This is a genomic window from uncultured Winogradskyella sp., from assembly GCF_963975125.1.
Taxonomy (GTDB): Bacteria; Bacteroidota; Bacteroidia; order Flavobacteriales; family Flavobacteriaceae; genus Winogradskyella.
The window spans coordinates 1-17,876 of the sequence record NZ_CAXBGB010000022.1 but is presented as its reverse complement, the minus strand read 5'-3'; the positions used below and the strand labels follow the sequence as shown (position 1 = coordinate 17,876).

Below are 17,876 nucleotides of genomic sequence, written 5' to 3'. Positions count from 1 at the left end.
AATAGATACTTTTAAAATACCATTAACCATTATTATAAAAAATGAAATCTCACATTTCCAAAAGCCCAATTGGAAGTTTAATATCATTTATTAAACCCAAATCAATTAATATCAAAGCCTTTTTAAGTCTTTTAAGCTGCCTGTTTTTATTTAATGCCGCACCTCATTTTGAGGATACAAATTCAACAGAAAATACTACGATGTATTCTGATTATGGTTATTTAAAACTAAATATAAGCACAAGTAGTTTAAGTCATTATACAGAATTTTATTTTAATAGTAACGCTTCTCAGGGTTTAGATCCAGGATATGATGCCTCAGTTTTCGGAGGAAGTCCACCTTCGTTTTCAGTTTATTCACATTTAGTTCAAAATAGTACTGGTATAGCATTCGCTGTTCAATCACTAAGTAATACAGACATGAATGATGTTACTATACCAATAGGTATCAATGTAAGTCAAGGACAGGAAGTCTTTTTTAGTATTGGTCAAAATGATATTCCTGAATCGATTCAAATATATTTAGAAGACACAAATAATGAAACCTCTACCTTATTAACCACAAATGATTATAGTTTTATTGTTGATGAAAATTTATCAGGCATAGGGCGATTTTATTTAAGATTTGCAGCTGAATCACTAAGTACAGCAGAAGAATCTCTGGAAGAATTGTCTATTTATTCAAATACAGTAAATAAAACTATCACTATAAAAGGTCAATTAATAAGCGAAACTAATTTTAGACTTTATAACATTAATGGTAGGTTAGTTAGCACTACATTCTTAGATATAACAAGTTTAAATCAATCTATTAATACATCTAATCTAAGCTTAGGTATCTATATTATAGAGTTAACAAATAGAAATTCTAAAAAACGAACTCAGAAATTAGTTATTCATTAAGCTTATTAATCAAAAGATAAAAATGCATAATCTGTATGGTTACGCATTTTTTTATTAGAAGAGAGGCAATAATGTTACATCGTCATTTCTCTAAATGTAATACCCAAAACTTTTTGAATATCTATTACTTTTTGCATTTCCCCAGGAATGATTAGAGCTATAGACTGTCCTGTTTTCCCTGCTCTTGCTGTTCGCCCACTTCGATGTGTATAATAATCTAAATGCTCTGGTAATTGATAATGTAAGACAAAAGCTAGGTTATTCACATCTATGCCTCTAGCAGAAACATCAGTAGAAATTAAGACTTGAATACTTTCATTTTTAAAAGCACGCATTACTTTATCTCGTTCCTTTTGTTGCATGTCTCCTTCTAAAGCTCCAACAGCAAATCCTTCATCTTGCAATTGTTTTGCTAATGCTTTTGTTCCAGCCTTGGTTCTGCAGAAAATAATCCCTCTCTCTTCTTGTCTATTATCGAGAAGTCTAGTAATTAAATTCAACTTTTCCTTAATGTTCGTATTTATAAAGTGATGTGAAATGTTTTTATTTACTATAGCATTTTTATTCACCTCAATTCTAATCGCCTCAGAAGACATATAAACTTTAATAATCCGTTTAATCTCTTCTGGCATAGTTGCAGAAAATAACCAAGTATTCCGTTTTGAGGTATTGTACTTTAGAATTTTACTTAAATCTTCTTTAAAACCCATACTTAACATTTCATCGGCTTCGTCTAATATTAAGGTCTTAACATTGGTAATATCTACTGCTCCACGCTCTACTAAATCTAGCAAACGTCCTGGTGTAGCTACAACAATATGTGTTGTTCTGGTTAAGGCCTTAATTTGCTTATCTATTTTCTCCCCTCCGTAAACGCTTTCAACAAAAATCTTTTCATCAATGTATTTGGTGAATTTAAAGAGTTGCTTCTTTATTTGTTGCACTAACTCACGCGTTGGTGCAATAATTAAGCCCTGTACTTCTGGCTTCTCAGAATCGATAGAATTTAAAATTGGTAATCCAAAAGCTGCCGTTTTTCCTGTTCCTGTTTGTGCTAAACCAATTAAATCTGTTTTTGAGTCTAATAGCACTGTAATAACAGCTTCTTGTATTTCAGTTGGATTTACAATATTTAGTTCTTTAAGCGCTTTGATGTAGGGCTTGCTTATACCTAATTCAGAAAATGTTGCCATAATATTTTATTCTGGGACAAAGGTAATTTGTACTTTCGACAATCAATGGATTTAATGACAAAATTACGTTATCAAGGTTATTTGGCAACTCCTCCTCTTTGGTATGGTAAGATGGTGTCTAAATTTAAACAGATTGAATTTGAAACCAATTCTGTAACTTTTAATGATTCATTAGAATTTAAAAGCAAACGTTTAGGTAAGCTAGTTGAAGAATTTGTCTTTTACCAACTAAAACGACAACCCTCAATCACCTGGATTTGTGATAATATACAAATACAAAATGGAAAACGCACAATTGGTGAAATTGATGCGCTCTACTATTATGAAGAAAACCCAATTCATTTAGAAATTGTCTATAAGTTTTATCTCTATGATAGATTAAAAAACTATAGCGAATCACTAGCCTATTGGATTGGCCCAAATCGTAAGGATAGTTTACTTTACAAATTAAATATGCTACATAATAAACAATTTCCGTTATTGTACAATGAAATAACAAGTCTCAATTTTGAAGTCCGTAATCTCGATATTAAAATAATAAAACAGCATTTATGTTTTAAAGCGCAATTATTTTTACCTTATCATAATAGAAATATTGATGTTAGTCCATTAAATAGACATTGTCTAGCAGGCTATTTTATTGGTTTTAAAGAAATCGATTTCTTTAAAAAATTTAATTTCTATATACCAGTTAAGTTAGACTGGTTAGTTATACCACATCATAATGTCGATTGGATTAATTATTCTTCAGCATTAAAAATAATTGAAAGTGAAATAAACCATTTGCGTTCTCCTCTGGTTTGGTTAAATAAAAATGATGGGGAGCTTAATAAATGTTTTATAACCTTTTGGTAATATGAGTGAACACTACTACTTTAAAATATATAAGCCTTATAATTACTTAAGTCAATTTGTGAACCATCAAAATAAACGAAAGTCTAAAAAGCTTTTAGGTAAATTATATCATTTCCCAGAAGGGATAATGGCTGTGGGCCGTTTAGATGAAAAATCTGAAGGTCTTCTTCTATTGACTACAGATGGTAAATTTAGTAATCATATTACAAGTTCTAAAATAGAAAAAGAGTATCATGTAATGGTAGATGGTATTGTAACACCAAGTGTTATTACCCAATTAGAAAAAGGAATTGAAATATCTGTTGAAGGAAAACCATATAAAACCAAATTATGTAAGGCAAAAATTTTAAATGATACTTCTCACATTTTTGAGCGTTTTGTTAGAGATAAGCGTCATGGAGCTACTTCTTGGTTATCTATAACATTAACAGAAGGTAAGTTTAGACAAGTACGTAAAATGACAGCTAAAGTTGGTTTACCTACTTTGCGATTGGTTAGGGTAAGAATAGGTAATTATAAGTTAGATGCAATGACACCAACTGAAGTAATAACTATTAGTTGTTAGAAGCTTCCTCATTTGTCTTATCACCAGTAGTTTTTTCTTTTATAACTACTTTTTCATTATTAAAAATGATAGTAGCCTTTACACCAGTAAGTAAATTCCATTCTTTAGAAGAAATAACTTTACCTTTATCGTCATATACAACAAATTCTGCCGTATTAGGACCAGACTCACCCTGGTTTAAGGCAATAATATCTATAATGTTTTTTCCTTGAGTTAGAGTAACTTCTACACGCCTGTAATTACTGGTTAGCAATAGGTTAGCTTTTACAATGTATCCGTTAACCAAAATTTGAACACGATCACCATCAGGATATTCATGATCGCGGCTAACAATATTCACAAATTTAGTATCTACATTATGCTCACCTAAGAATTGATCAGACATTGTTTTTATGATGCCACCTTTTACAGCTTCTTTTTTCCAACGCTTTTCAAAAATTTCTCCAGAACTTTTTAAGCCATCACTATCCGTCATGGAAAATAATTTTTCAGATTCTTTAATAATAAATTTTTTCTCAGCGGTTTTAGATTTACCATCATCTTTTTTCTTAAGAATTGGAGCCACTTTAATTTTTATCAATGCCGAATCTTTTTTCTTCTTTGAAGGCTCAGCAGGAATACGAATAGATTTCTTCTCCTTATCTTTCACTTGAGCAAAAACCAAGCTTCCACACATTGTGCAGAATAGAAGTGCTATGATTTTAATGGTTTTCACTTTTTGAAATATTAGTTTTAATAGTCTTTTCATCAAGATACAAATATCGTACCCATTTCAAAATAAACGCTTAAAAATGTAACTTTTTACAAAAAAACGTTAAAACTTTCCATTGAAACTAATACGCAGCTTCCTATTGTACTCTTCAAAAAGCCAGTCTTTATAGTTTTGAGTGCTATTCATAATACAATAACAATACTGCTTAATACGATATGCTATTTCGTCTTGCAAGTCTTTAATCAGCTCTCTTGCATCATAGACATCTTCACTGTTTTCTACACAAATATTAGAATGCTGTGCAATAGATCGCTCAATAACCGTAAATGATTTTTTACCAGAATTAATGACATCTTTATATTCAGCTTTTACATCAAAATCTAAAGATTGTGATTTTTTAAATTTCCGCCTCAAGGAGTCTGGTAGAGTATAGATAAAATCACGCTCTAGAGATTCATCATCTACCATATTATCTAAATAGAAATCTGGATATTTAAAAATGTGCTGCCAATCTACAGGCTGATTCCATGGTCCAAATCGTGCCACGTTATTTCCTAAATCTATAACTTGAAAGGTCTTACTATCTTTGTAAATACGACTTCCACGACCAATCATCTGAAAGTATAAAGTTAACGAGCGTGTTGCTCTATTTAAGATAATAGATTCAACTGAAGGTTCATCGAAACCGGTAGTAAGAATACTTACAGAAGACAAAACAGCATCTGGCGTATTTTTAAACCATTTTAATATATCTTTTCGTTCTTGCTTACTAGCTGTATTATCTAAATGCTGAATATTATAGCCTGCCTTCTTAAAAGTATAATATACTTCTTTAGAAGTGTAAATTCCGTTGTTAAAAATAAGTGTCTTCTTACCTTTTGACAACTCTTCATGTGCTGTTAAAAGCTTAGATTGCATTAAGCTATTAGTATATAAGGCTTCAGAAGATTTAACTGTATAATCACCATTAATACCAACCTTGAGTGTTGTTAAACCAACGTCGTAATGATAAACTTCTGCATTAGCTAAAAACCCATTTTTTATTAATGTAGAGACATCATCACCTATAATGAGCTTATTATAATTATCCTTCATTGGTAGCTTAATATTACTACTTAAAGGAGTCGCTGTAACACCTAAAATAAAACACGTCTCAAAAAACTTAAAAAGCTTTCTAAACGAATTATAATGAGCTTCATCTATAATAACTAAACCAATATTTTTTAGATCAAAATCCTTATCGGACAATCTATTATTTAGAGTTTCTACCATAGCCACAAAACACTGAAATTCGTCTTGGTCTGGTAAAGTTTTAACCTTGCTGTTTATTACCTTATTCTTTACATTAAAGCCCGAAAGCACGTTTGAAGTCTGTTTACAAAGCTCAACACGATGTGTAAGTATCACTACTTTTTTATTGTGCTGCTCTATATATCGTCTAACAATTTCAGAAAAAATAACAGTCTTTCCTCCTCCTGTAGGTAACTGGTATAAGAGATTAAAATCATCAGCCTCATCTCTCATAACATCAAAAATGCGATTAAGGTCTTTGATTTGGTAATCATAGAGACTTTTCTCAGATGCATTTTGTTGTATCGTTTCCGTTTTTGAAGACATAAAATAATTTTAGCACAAGGTTAATTTTGCAAAAATAGCATATTGTTAGTGTTTTAAAATGCTTTGTTAACAACATTTAACAAGATTGGTATCGTTCTTGTTACTCATATTAGATTAACATTTAAATAATAGATTATGAAATCATTTAGAAGATATTCTGCGACGGTCAACGCAGGATCTATGGCAGACATTGCCTTTTTGTTACTTATTTTCTTTTTAGTGACAACGACCATTTCAGCCGATTAAGGTATGATACGAAAACTACCTAGTATTTGTGAATCTGGTCATTGCACAGAGAACATTCCCGAACGCAACATCTTAAGAATTGCATTAAATTCCAATCAAGAAATTATGATTGAGGATAAAATTATCGAACTATCTGAAATTGAACAACTAGTGAAATCTTTTGTCGATAACAATGGTAATGCAGTTTGTGAGTACTGCGAAGGTGATCAATCTTCTGAAGGTTCCGACCATCCCAAAAATGCAGTAATATCATTAAGTCATGATGCTTTAACCAAATACCATTTGTTTATTTCAGTACAAGATGAAATTTCAAAAGCCTTTTACGATTTAAGAGCACGTTACACAAAACTGAAATTCAATAAATCACCAGAGCAATTAACTAAAGAAGAACTAGAAGTGGTAAAAAAAGCATACCCATTCAAAGTTTCCGAGGTTGTGGTAATACGCTCTAACGAGTAACTGAATCTTTTACAGGCAAACAATACTCAATGTTCAGTCTCTTTTTACCCCAATTTTTTGCTTTTTTCACATCAATGCCCATATAAATATCGATACGATTTCGCCAGCGTCTATTCATTTTGTCTTTAACTGTGAATAAACTATCGAAGCCTTCAAGTTTTACTTTAGTATTATGTACTAATCCTGAATCTAGTAAATCTCGAGAAACAGCTATATATCGTAGTCCTGGTTTTAAACTATCACCAAATGCAGTGATGGAAGGGTTAGAACTTGTTTGATATGCTAAGGAGTTATACGCAGTAGCTGTTACTATGAATGATTTAGACACACACTTCTCTTCTACTTCCATTTTACATGAAAAAAGAAAAACAGTTATAATACCTAACCAATAGAGATGCATCTTCATAGTCCTAAAGATACCCTTTTTAGTTAAAAAATGTTAAATTACTACTATGTAATGCAAAGTACTGTAACAATTCTTATTTAGTATCGTCTATTAAGTATAAAACAATCAAAAAACATAAAATCATGAGAACTTTAAACAACAATCAATTATCAAGTACTTCAACAGAATCAAAAAGTTATACTTGGAACAGCAAAAGACGTTTTAGATAATATCTAAAATCATTCATCAATCAAAATCAAAAAAATTATGAGAACTTTAAACAACAATCAATTATCAAGTACTTCAACAGAATCAAAAAGCTATACTTGGAACAGTAAAAGACGTTTTAGATAATATCTAAAATCATTCATCAATCAAAAAAATTAAACAATTATGAGAACTTTATCAAGAATTGTCAATACATCTAACAGCTTAGATGATGACTTAGAAACGATTAAGTAATGAAGTTATTTAAACTTTTTCTTTTTGCTGAAAATTCATCTTATTCACCTTGATTTTGACTTTTTTTCATACCGTAACGATGGCTATGCTATTCAAAAAAGGCTTCATCAAGATAAATAATCAATAATTTTCGCTACAAAATATAAAGTTTAAATGACTTCTATGAATTGGATTCATCAACAATTCAAACTTATATAAAGAAACCAATACAGCAAATGTGTTGGTTTTTTTGTTTTTAAGCTGTTTCTATCTATTTTTAGGAAAAACTTTTTCAAAATGAAGACCAAAATAGTTTCAATTCTTTCTTTATTCCTAATAATTATGACCAGTTGTAAATCTGAAATTTCAGAAGAAGACCAACTCATGGCAAAAGCAAAAGACATTCACCAACGAGTCATTACCCTAGATACACATTGCGATATCAATGTCAAGAATTTCACAGATTCCTTAAACTATACACAAGATCTAGAAACACAGATCACCTTACCTAAGATGAAAGAAGGTGGATTAGATGTAGCTTGGTTTATAGTATATACAGGTCAGGATTCATTAACCGAAACAGGTTATAAAAAAGCATATAAGAATGCGATGTCGAAATTTAAAGCTATTCACAGACTCGTTGATGAAATCGCTCCTAATGATATCGAATTAGCTTTAAACTCAGAAGATGTTAGACGTATTGATGCCAAAGGAAAGAAAGTAGCCATGATAGGTATTGAAAACGGTTATCCCGTTGGAATGGATATCAGTAATGTAGAAAAATTCCATAAGCTTGGAGGACGCTATATGTCCTTATCTCATAATGGCCATAGCCAATTGTGTGATAGTAATACTGGAGAACGTGATAGCATTTGGTTACATAATGGTTTGAGTGACTTGGGTAAACAAGTTGTTACAGAAATGAATCGTGTTGGTATGATGATCGATGTTTCTCATCCTTCAAAAGAATCTATGCGACAAATGATAAAATTGAGTAAAGCACCAATTATAGCTTCACATTCTTCTGCTAGAGCACTTTGTGGTCACAGTAGAAATTTAGACGATGAGCAACTAGGATGGTTAAAAGAAAATGGCGGAGTTGTGCAAACCGTTGCATTCACATCTTATTTAAATACGGAAAAGAACACTATAAGAAATGATGCCTTAAAAGAAGTTGAAAAGAAGGTAATGGATTCTTTAGGCGCTCAATGGATGGCTATGGATGCTGTTATGAATTTGCCTATTGGTGAAGAACGAGATACTTATATTGAGACTTATATAGGCATGAGAGCTATTGTTAAAGAAAAAGCCAAAACAATGAATGACTTACCTCCAGCTGTTTCTGTCACTGATTTCGTAAATCATATTGATTATTTGGTTGATAAAATAGGTATTGACCATGTTGGTATAAGTAGTGATTTTGATGGTGGTGGTGGTGTTGAAGGTTGGTCTGATGCTTCTGAAACCTTTAATGTCACTTTAGAATTAGTAAAACGTGGTTACACTGAAGCACAAATATCACAGCTTTGGAGCGGTAATTTACTTAGGGTTTTGGATGAAGTTGAGGCTGTTGCTAAAGAGATTCAATCTAAAAAGTAATGATATAATTAGTTGTGCGTAATTTGAGAAATGAACTCTAAAACAAATATAAAATACGGAATAAAAACTACGTACAACAAGGAACAAAGCCAAAGTAACTTTTGAATTATACAATATTGAAACCAAAGTTATTTCATCAAAAGGAGAAGAATAAAAACACTGCAAATTTAAGCCGTATATAATTATTCCTCATACTTACTTATAAAAACGTTAACCTCAATAACTCAGCAATTCCCTCAAAGCACTTTCAAACTTATCTCTAGATAAATACTGATCTTCCAACAGACCAATAAAAGGAATTGGTGTTTCCATACTTGCCACACGTTTTACAGGTGCATCTAAATACTCAAAACAGGCTTCCATAAGCATTGCAGAAATATCACTAGCAATACCACCAAATAGAGAATCTTCTTGTAGAATAATTGCTCTTCCTGTCTTTTTAACAGAATTAAAAATAGCTTCTTTATCTAAAGGTTGTAATGACCTTAAATCAATTAAGTCTGCAGAAATATCTGAGTTCTTTTCTAATGTATCTAAAGCCCAATGCACTCCAGCACCATAAGTAACAATGGTTACTGCGTCTCCTTCTTTTAAAATTGATGCTTTACCAAATGGTAATGTATAGTAATCTGTAGGGACGTCTTGTCTAACATTTCTATATAAAGCCTTGTGCTCAAAGAATAACACTGGGTTTGGATCATTAACTGCAGTTGCCAATAAACCTTTTGCATCATAAGGAAATGCAGGATATATAACCTTTAAACCCGGTGTTTTAGTAAACCAAGCTTCATTAGTTTGTGAATGAAATGGGCCAGCTGCAACTCCGCCACCACAAGGCATCCTTACCACCACATCGGCTTGTTGTTGCCATCTGTAATGCGATTTTGCTAAATAATTAACGATAGGATTAAAACCAGAAGTTGCAAAATCTGCAAACTGCATTTCTACGACAGATTTAATTCCTGCAATAGATAAACCCATTGCAGCTTCAATAATTGCAGATTCACAAATAGGTGTGTTTCGTACTCTGTATTTTCCAAATTGCTCTACAAAGCCTTCAGTAATCTTAAATACACCACCATATTCGGCAATGTCCTGTCCCATGATTACTAAATCTTTGTGTTTTTCCATAGACTGTTTTAAGCCTTCGGAAATGGCATCAATAAAGCGAATTTCTTTCGTTTCTTTATTTGGTGTAATATTCTTATATTCATATGTTTTGTGCACATCATTTAACTCAGTAGTTTCATTAGGTATTACATCTTCTTCTGCATAAGCAGATTCTAAAGAAGTATCAATTTCTGCTTTAATTTCACCAGTATATTTTTCATCAATTTCTTGAGTTAAAATCTTTTTACTAAACAAAAAACTTCTAAAGTTTTCAATAGGGTCTTTTGCTTCCCACTGCTCCATTAATGTTTTAGGTACATACTTTGTGCCACTTGCCTCTTCGTGTCCACGACGTCTAAATGTTTTAAATTCTATTAAAATTGGTCTTGGTCTTTTTCTAATACTTTCAGCAAGTTTCCTAACCTTAGTATAAGTCTCTATAATATTATTACCATCTAAAATAAAAGACTCCATACCATAACCTTTACCTCTATCTGCTAAATGTTTACAATGGTATTGCTCATTAGTTGGCGTAGATAAGCCGTAACCATTATTTTCTATACAGAAAATTACTGGCAATTGCCATACTGAAGCGACATTAAGTGCTTCGTGAAAATCACCTTCACTTGTACCACCTTCACCTGTAAACACAGCTGTTACTTGTCCATTTTTTTTTAATAAATTTGCTAGTGCAATACCATCAGCAACACCCAATTGTGGACCAAGATGTGATATCATCCCAACAATATTATACTCTTGAGTACCAAAGTGGAATGAGCGATCTCTTCCTTTTGTAAAGCCGCTAGCTTTTCCTTGCCATTGGCAAAATAAGCGATGCAAAGGGATTTCGCGAGTAGTAAATACACCAAGATTTCTATGCATTGGCAAAATGTATTCGCTAGGTTTTAATGCCATAGTAACACCTACAGAAATAGCTTCTTGGCCTATGCCAGAAAACCATTTTGAGATTTTACCTTGACGCAATAGAATCAACATTTTTTCTTCTATAAGTCGAGGTTTCAACATATTATAATAAAGCTTTAAAAGCCCTTTATCACTTAAATTACGCTTATCGTAGTCTATATTGCTTTTCGTTATTGTTGGCATATAATATTCTTTCTGTAAAGCTTCAAATGTAAATAAATTGCTTCAATAATATGGTAAAGACTTCAAATTATCGATATATCCAACCTAATATTTTAGCACTATTTTTGTTACATTTGTATATTGAAAAATATTTCTAATAAAAACTCAATGGATAGAATACCTAGCGTAGATTTAAAGGACTTCATTTCTGGTGATTCAAAACGAAAACAACAGTTTATAGATGAAATAGGAAAAGCGTTTGAGAATATTGGCTTTGTTGCTCTAAAAGGTCATTTTCTCGACGATCAATTAGAAGATGATTTATACGGTGAGGTGAGAAATTTTTTCAACTTACCTAAAGATGCAAAAGAAAATTATGAAATCCCTGGCATTGGTGGTCAACGTGGCTATGTGTCTTTTGGTAAAGAAAGTGCTAAAGGAAAAAAAGAAGGGGATCTAAAAGAGTTCTGGCATTTTGGGCAATATGTTGAAGACGATGACGAACGACGAAAAGAATATCCTGAAAACGTTGATGTTAAAGAGCTGCCAAATTTTAACGAGGTAGGTAAAAAAACCTATGTTATGTTAGAAAAAACAGCTAAATATGTATTACGAGCTTTGGCTTTATATCTCGATTTAGAAGAGACATATTTTGATAATTATATTCATAATGGAAATTCCATTTTAAGACCAATACACTATCCACCCATTAAAGAAGAACCTAAAAATGCGGTAAGAGCTGCAGCACATGGTGATATTAACTTAATTACATTGCTTATGGGAGCACAAGGTCGTGGCTTACAAGTGCAACGAAATGATGGTGAATGGATTGATGCTATTGCAGAGCCAGATGAGCTTATTATTAATGTTGGTGATATGTTATCTAGGCATTCTAATAATAAATTAAAATCTACGATTCATCGCGTAATTAATCCGCCAAGAGAACTTTGGGGAACATCGCGTTACTCAATTCCATTTTTTATGCATCCTATAAGCGAAATGAAATTAGATGCCTTAGAGAGTTGTATTGATGATAAAAACCCAAAGCAGTTTGAAGATATTACAGCAGGTGAATTTTTAAATGAGCGTTTAATAGAGCTAGGACTTATAAAAAAATAGTTATCAATATTCAGTCACAATCATAGTTTTTATAGTGTAAACAAATGACTGAGACTGTAAACTGAGCAAATGGATTTACAAGATCAATTAAAAAACTTATTTCCAGACCATATAAATGAGTCAACGAATACTTCTAAAGACTCAAATAAAAAGTTATGGCTACAAGAAGACCCTATTTTATGCAAATACGAAAAGCGTAAAGGAAAGCCCATTACCATTTTAGAAGGTTATACAGGAGCTACAGAAGATTTTAAAAAATTAGCTAAAGAACTAAAAACCAAGCTTAGTGTTGGTGGTAGTTTTAAAGATGATAAAATTATTATTCAAGGTGATTACAGAGATAAAATCATGACTATGCTGAAAAAAAAGGGGTTTAATGTAAAACGCGTTGGAGGCTAATTTTTATGGCAAACACTATTTTACACATTACAAATGGTAATAATCTAACAGAATATTTACGAGAATTAGATTTTACTGAAGATATCTTAACGTGGCAAGAAATGTTATGTGAAGGCCCAACTATTACTGATATAGATTCTGAAGTTTTTTTTGAGCTTCGTTCTGAGTTTCTTAAAACCAATTATGATATTGAAGTAGATACAGTTGAACTACAAAAGGAGTTATCTAAATTAGATAATGTTGAAAATTATTCAGAAATCAACCTATGGTTTGAGTATGATTTGTTTTGCCACATCAATTTATTGGGAGTTATTAGCCTGCTCCACCAAAAAGAGATTGATAAGCCATTATATCTTATCTGTAGTGGACGTGTAGAAGGAGAAAAAAGTTTAAAAGCACTAACTGAACTGAGTCCAGAACAACTTAATGCACACTATAAAAACAGAATTTTATTAACTCCTAAAGATATCGATTTAGCAATTGCACTATGGAGAACTTATTGCGGTAAAGATCATAATATTTTAAAGCCTTACATTGTTACAAACTCAAGTTTTAAATATATGAGCAATTGTCTAAAAGCACATTTAAAACGTTTTCCGCATCAAAAAAGCGGATTGAATGTCTTAGAGGACAATATTCTAAGACTTTTAAGGGATAATCCCATAAAATCCGTACACCATCTATTAGGTTACAGTCTTAATTATCAAGGCTATTATGGTTTTGGAGACCTACAGTTACAACGCATCATTAAAAAGTTATCAATATTTTTTGATGAGACAGAAAATGGCCTTAAACTAAACAGAAAAGGTCATGAAGCATTATTGAGACAATATAATTTTGCTTCTGAAGTTAAAAATAATATGGTATATGGTGGTGTAGAACGACTAGAATACCAATTTAGTGTAGAGAAGAATAAGCTTATTAAAACCATAATGAATGTCAATTAAAGATTCAGAATTAATACTAAATCCAGATGGAAGTGTTTATCATTTAAATCTAAAACCAGAAGATATTTCGGATACAATCATCTTTGTAGGAGATCAAGATCGGGTAGAAAAGATTACGAAACATTTTGACAGTATAGAATTTAGCACTCAAAAGCGTGAATTTAAAACTCAAACGGGATATTATCAAGATCGCAGAATAACAGTATTATCAACCGGAATTGGGCCAGACAATATTGATATCGTTTTAAACGAACTAGATGCCTTAGTTAACATTAATCTAAAAACACGTAAGCCAAAGACAGAACTTACGAGCCTTAATATTATAAGAGTTGGTACATCTGGGTCTTTGCAGAGCGATATTCCTGTAGATACATTTGTATTGAGCACACACGGACTAGATGTTAATGGAATGTTGCATTTTTATCAAATAGATGGTATTAGTAATCCAGAGATAGAAGATGCATTTATTAAGCATACTGATTGGGACAAAAATAAAGCAAGACCAATTGTTATAAATAATAGTAAATATTTAGAAAAATATTTTGAAAGTGATACCGTTTTTAAAGGTATGACAGGCACTGCTGGTGGTTTTTATGGTCCTCAAGGACGTGTTTTACGTTTACCGTTACATGACCCAAGTTTAAACTCGAAGCTAGATAACTTTAGCTATAAAGATTTCAGAATTACAAATTTTGAAATGGAAACGTCTGTAATCTATGGACTTTCAAAATTATTAGGCCATGAAGCGCTGTCTTTAAATGCAATTATTGCAAATAGAGCAAATGGAGATTTTAGTAAAGACCCAAAGAAAACAGTTGATAAATTAATATTATATGCATTAGAGCGCATTGTGAATATTTAATGAATTTAAAATGTGACACTAAATCTAGTATTTACTTAGCGCAGAAAAGCATCGAAGCTCGTGCTATTGTAAAATCTAATTAATAAAAATTCCTGCTATCGCAGTGATTTAGATACTGAAACAAGTTCTGCATAAAATGAGAAAAGTAAAAATAGGTGGTGTGCCAGAGCATTTTAATTTAGCTTGGTACTTAACACTTAAGAACGGAGAATATAAAGCTGAAGATATTAATCTTAGGTGGCATGACTATTATGGTGGTACTGGAGCGATGTGTAAAGGTCTGCGTTCTGGTGATATTGATATTGCCGTTATATTAACAGAAGGTATCATTAAAGATATTATAGATGGAAATCCGTCAAAAATAGTACAGACATTTGTAAAAACGCCTTTAATATGGGGAATTCATGTTGCGGCAGACTCAAAGTTTAAAACTGTTAAAGATATACAAGGAACTAGAGCAGCCATTAGTCGATATGGTTCTGGGTCTCACCTTATGGCATATATTAATGCTAAAAATCATGATTGGGATTTAAAAACTGATTTAACTTTTAAAGTTATTAAAAATTTAGATGGTGCCGTAAATGGACTTACTAATGGTGAAGCAGATTATTTTATGTGGGAAAAATTTACCACTAAACCTTTGGTTGATAATGGCACTTTTAGACGCATAGATAATTGCCCTTCTCCTTGGCCTTGTTTTGTTATTGCTGTTAGAGAAGAATTTATCGAAAACAATGAAGAGGACTTAAAAACGATTTTAAATATCATTAATCAAACCACATCAGAGTTTAAATCCATACCTTCTATAGATAAAACAATTGCTAATCGTTACGAACAAGAAATAGAAGATGTACAACAATGGCTGGCCTTAACAGAATGGTCGCAAGAAGTCATTGATAAAAAGACCGTTAAAAACGTACAAAAGGAACTTTTTAATTTAAATATCATCTCTGAAAAAGTGGACTACTCGAGGTTAATTCACAAAATATAGGCTCATTTATTGTCTAATCTTATATTAAGTTTATACAATTAATGCCCGTTTTTTAACTTTCACCAAAATAATTTATTTGATATAATATCGCTAAAAAGCCTATGTCCATTGATGTAAAACATTGATTTATAAGTAATAAGTTGTTAAGAAATCTGACACTTTTTGTTTGTAGCTTTCAATTTTTCAAAAATTTAATTACATTTGTTTAGCTATTATCAACCTAAACAGACTAATATGATTATTACGATTACTCTGATTTTATCTTTCTTAGTCGCACTTAATTTTTTTCTATTAATTTTTAGTTGTAATAAAACCTCTAAAAAAATAGAGAGTAAAACACCACCTGTAATAAGAAAAGATAGACCTACTTTAGTTTCCACTCAATTGCAGACACACCAACTTGCTGCAACAGGAAGTTAGTTTTACTAAAATGTTTATTTCCAAACCAATACCCTCGGTTAGCGCTTAATGGAGATGGATGACCTTTTTCTAATACAAAATGTTTAGATGTATCTATTAGTTTCTTTTTCTTTTTGGCAAATCCGCCCCAAAGTAAAAAAACAACATTCGATTTTTCTGTACTTATAGTTTTGATTACCGAATCTGTAAATTGTTCCCAGCCTTTGTTTTGGTGACTAGCTGCTTGGTGAGCTCTGACTGTTAATGTCGCATTTAAAAGTAGTACCCCTTGATCTGCCCAAGGCATTAAATTTCCGCTTTTTGGATAAGGAATACCTAAATCTTGTTCTATCTCTTTAAAAATATTGACTAGTGAAGGCGGATGCTTAATAGCATCATTAACAGAAAAACACAAACCATTGGCTTGACCAATATCATGATAAGGATCTTGACCAATAATAACAACTTTCAAATCTTCAAAAGCACAATGATTAAAAGCATTAAAAATATCTGAGTCTATAGGAAAACATTGGTGTTTTTCATATTCACTCTTCACAAATGCTATTAAATCTGTGAAATACGATTTTTCAAATTCAGGCTGTATAAAAGGTTTCCAGCTTTGATGAATATTTACATTCATTAATTTCAAATTTTATCAAAAATAAGAATTACAAAAGTAAATAATTGAATTAGGCATATCTTTACAATTACTCTAAATTTGCATTTCTTAAATTAAGTATAACCTATGATAAGCATACATGAAAAGACTTTAAATGACTTAGAGTTTTTTTCGGTTTTAAGTCAAATTAATGACCATGCCATTACCGCTTTGGGTAAACAGGCTGTGCTGACTATATTGCCATTTCAAGATACAGCAAAGATAAAATTGGAGTTAGCTTATGTTAATGAATATTTATCTTCCTTTGATAATGATAACAGAATACCAAATCATGGATTCGATACTATATCTAAAGAATTAAAACTTCTTAAAATTGAAAACACTTATCTAGAAGTAACAAGTTTGCAAAAGTTAGTAAGTATATCACTTACAGCAAATTCTATTTTAAAATTTTTAGAAAAGTTTAAGGAATACTACCCAAAGCTTTATGCCAATAGGCAACACATTGAAATAACCATTTCAGTAATAGAACAAGTTGATGCAGTGGTGGATCGATTTGGAGATATAAAAGATGATGCATCTCCTCTACTCTCTGAATTGCGTAAGACCATTAACAAACTGAAAGGCAAAATAAATAGTAGTTTTGCTTCTGCGTTAACCAAGTATCACAACTTAGAATACCTCGATGATATAAGAGAGTCTGTTGTAGAAAATAAACGTGTACTAGCAGTTAAAGCTATGTATCGTAGAAAAGTGAAAGGTGCTATAATGGGAGGTAGCAAAACTGGTAGTATTGTTTATATAGAACCTGAAACTACACTTAATTATTCTAGAGAGCTAAATAATTTAGAATACGAAGAGAAAGAAGAAGTCATTAAGATTCTAAAAGAACTAACGAATTACATTCGATTGTTTGTACCATTATTGCATAATTATCAAGAATTTTTAACCAAAATGGACGTGATTTCTGCTAAAGCAAAGTATGCAAAAAGCATGGATGCTATTTTACCAGAAATTTCAGAAGAACGTAGTATGTATATACGAGATGCGTATCATCCACTACTCTATTTAACGAATAAGGAAAAAGGTGAAAAGACATTTTCTCAAACTATTGGCTTAGAAAAGGACAGTAGAATCATTGTTATTTCTGGTCCAAATGCTGGTGGTAAAAGCATCACATTAAAAACTGTTGGTCTGTTACAAATTATGATTCAGAGCGGAATGCTAATTCCTGTTCATGAGCGCAGTAAAGTTTGCTTTTTTGATAGAATATTAAGTGATATTGGTGATAATCAATCTATAGAAAACCACTTGAGCACATATAGTTACAGGCTTAAGCAGATGAATTACTTTTTAAGAAAGTGTAATAA

The 17,876-nt window shown here is 31.5% G+C and carries 17 protein-coding genes and 1 pseudogene; 12 read left to right on the top strand and 6 right to left on the bottom strand.

The features are described 5' to 3' along the window. The first annotated feature begins 41 nt into the window (after nucleotides 1-41). A complete protein-coding gene (locus tag AAC053_RS04980) occupies nucleotides 42-902 on the top strand; it encodes a T9SS type A sorting domain-containing protein (protein WP_339753572.1) in 861 nt (286 codons plus the stop codon). Between the two features lie 74 nt (nucleotides 903-976). Here AAC053_RS04980 and AAC053_RS04975 read toward each other — a convergent pair whose 3' ends face one another. After that, nucleotides 977-2,095, bottom strand: coding sequence for a DEAD/DEAH box helicase (locus AAC053_RS04975; protein WP_339753569.1), 1,119 nt, complete (start codon nucleotides 2,093-2,095; stop codon nucleotides 977-979). A gap of 54 nt (nucleotides 2,096-2,149) precedes the next feature. Here AAC053_RS04975 and AAC053_RS04970 point away from each other — a divergent pair, with 54 nt between their 5' ends. Together AAC053_RS04970 and AAC053_RS04965 are read left to right on the top strand one after the other, a co-directional pair. Next, nucleotides 2,150-2,950 carry a DUF1853 family protein gene (locus AAC053_RS04970; RefSeq protein ID WP_339753566.1) on the top strand — a complete coding sequence of 267 codons (801 nt, stop codon included), beginning with the start codon at nucleotides 2,150-2,152 and terminating at the stop codon, nucleotides 2,948-2,950. Between the two features lies 1 nt (nucleotide 2,951). Next, nucleotides 2,952-3,515, top strand: a complete 564-nt coding sequence (locus tag AAC053_RS04965) for a pseudouridine synthase (RefSeq protein WP_339753563.1) — start codon at nucleotides 2,952-2,954, stop codon at nucleotides 3,513-3,515. Here the strand turns inward: AAC053_RS04965 and AAC053_RS04960 are convergent. Then, a complete protein-coding gene (locus AAC053_RS04960) occupies nucleotides 3,505-4,230 on the bottom strand; it encodes a hypothetical protein (RefSeq protein WP_339753560.1) in 726 nt (241 codons plus the stop codon). The two genes, AAC053_RS04965 and AAC053_RS04960, sit on opposite strands and share 11 nt — an antisense overlap. A 99-nt stretch (nucleotides 4,231-4,329) precedes the next feature. Next, entirely contained in the window at nucleotides 4,330-5,844 is a 1,515-nt protein-coding gene (locus AAC053_RS04955; protein ID WP_339753557.1) for a DEAD/DEAH box helicase family protein, read from the bottom strand. Between the two features lie 135 nt (nucleotides 5,845-5,979). Here AAC053_RS04955 and AAC053_RS04950 point away from each other — a divergent pair, with 135 nt between their 5' ends. Together AAC053_RS04950 and AAC053_RS04945 are read left to right on the top strand one after the other, a co-directional pair. Continuing rightward, entirely contained in the window at nucleotides 5,980-6,090 is a 111-nt protein-coding gene (locus AAC053_RS04950; protein WP_339753554.1) for a biopolymer transporter ExbD, read from the top strand. A 3-nt stretch (nucleotides 6,091-6,093) separates the two neighbouring features. Continuing rightward, on the top strand, nucleotides 6,094-6,549 hold the full coding sequence (locus AAC053_RS04945; RefSeq protein WP_339753552.1) for a biopolymer transporter ExbD: 456 nt from the start codon (nucleotides 6,094-6,096) through the stop codon (nucleotides 6,547-6,549). Here AAC053_RS04945 and AAC053_RS04940 read toward each other — a convergent pair. Then, nucleotides 6,539-6,955 (bottom strand): hypothetical protein, encoded by a 417-nt coding sequence (locus tag AAC053_RS04940; protein ID WP_339753549.1) that lies wholly within the window; start codon nucleotides 6,953-6,955, stop codon nucleotides 6,539-6,541. The genes AAC053_RS04945 and AAC053_RS04940 overlap by 11 nt on opposite strands. 717 nt (nucleotides 6,956-7,672) lie before the next feature. Here AAC053_RS04940 and AAC053_RS04935 point away from each other — a divergent pair. Then, nucleotides 7,673-8,974 (top strand): dipeptidase, encoded by a 1,302-nt coding sequence (locus AAC053_RS04935; protein WP_339753546.1) that lies wholly within the window; start codon nucleotides 7,673-7,675, stop codon nucleotides 8,972-8,974. A gap of 216 nt (nucleotides 8,975-9,190) precedes the next feature. Here the strand turns inward: AAC053_RS04935 and AAC053_RS04930 are convergent, their stop codons facing one another. Continuing rightward, a complete protein-coding gene (locus AAC053_RS04930; RefSeq protein ID WP_339753543.1) occupies nucleotides 9,191-11,191 on the bottom strand; it encodes a dehydrogenase E1 component subunit alpha/beta in 2,001 nt (666 codons plus the stop codon). Between the two features lie 147 nt (nucleotides 11,192-11,338). Between AAC053_RS04930 and AAC053_RS04925 the strand changes: the two genes are divergently transcribed. The 5 genes from AAC053_RS04925 (at nucleotide 11,339) to AAC053_RS04905 (ending at nucleotide 15,488) form a co-directional block, all read left to right on the top strand. Continuing rightward, on the top strand, nucleotides 11,339-12,289 hold the full coding sequence (locus tag AAC053_RS04925) for a 2-oxoglutarate and iron-dependent oxygenase domain-containing protein (protein ID WP_339753540.1): 951 nt from the start codon (nucleotides 11,339-11,341) through the stop codon (nucleotides 12,287-12,289). 69 nt (nucleotides 12,290-12,358) lie between these two features. Continuing rightward, on the top strand, nucleotides 12,359-12,688 hold the full coding sequence (locus AAC053_RS04920; protein ID WP_339753538.1) for a translation initiation factor: 330 nt from the start codon (nucleotides 12,359-12,361) through the stop codon (nucleotides 12,686-12,688). A gap of 5 nt (nucleotides 12,689-12,693) precedes the next feature. After that, nucleotides 12,694-13,635, top strand: a complete 942-nt coding sequence (locus AAC053_RS04915; RefSeq protein ID WP_339753535.1) for a DUF1835 domain-containing protein — start codon at nucleotides 12,694-12,696, stop codon at nucleotides 13,633-13,635. Then, the gene (locus AAC053_RS04910; protein ID WP_339753532.1) at nucleotides 13,625-14,497 is read left to right on the top strand and encodes a nucleoside phosphorylase; all 873 of its coding nucleotides are present in this window, start codon (nucleotides 13,625-13,627) and stop codon (nucleotides 14,495-14,497) included. The genes AAC053_RS04915 and AAC053_RS04910 overlap by 11 nt, the downstream gene beginning before the upstream one ends. 136 nt (nucleotides 14,498-14,633) lie before the next feature. Further along, the gene (locus AAC053_RS04905) at nucleotides 14,634-15,488 is read left to right on the top strand and encodes a substrate-binding domain-containing protein (RefSeq protein WP_339753529.1); all 855 of its coding nucleotides are present in this window, start codon (nucleotides 14,634-14,636) and stop codon (nucleotides 15,486-15,488) included. Nucleotides 15,489-15,852: 364 nt separating this feature from the next. Here AAC053_RS04905 and AAC053_RS04900 read toward each other — a convergent pair whose 3' ends face one another. Further along, complete coding sequence (locus tag AAC053_RS04900) at nucleotides 15,853-16,527, bottom strand: uracil-DNA glycosylase (RefSeq protein ID WP_339753527.1); 675 nt, start codon at nucleotides 16,525-16,527, stop codon at nucleotides 15,853-15,855. Between the two features lie 105 nt (nucleotides 16,528-16,632). Here AAC053_RS04900 and AAC053_RS04895 point away from each other — a divergent pair. Continuing rightward, nucleotides 16,633-17,876 (top strand): annotated as a pseudogene (locus AAC053_RS04895) (DNA mismatch repair protein MutS); the annotation flags it as partial.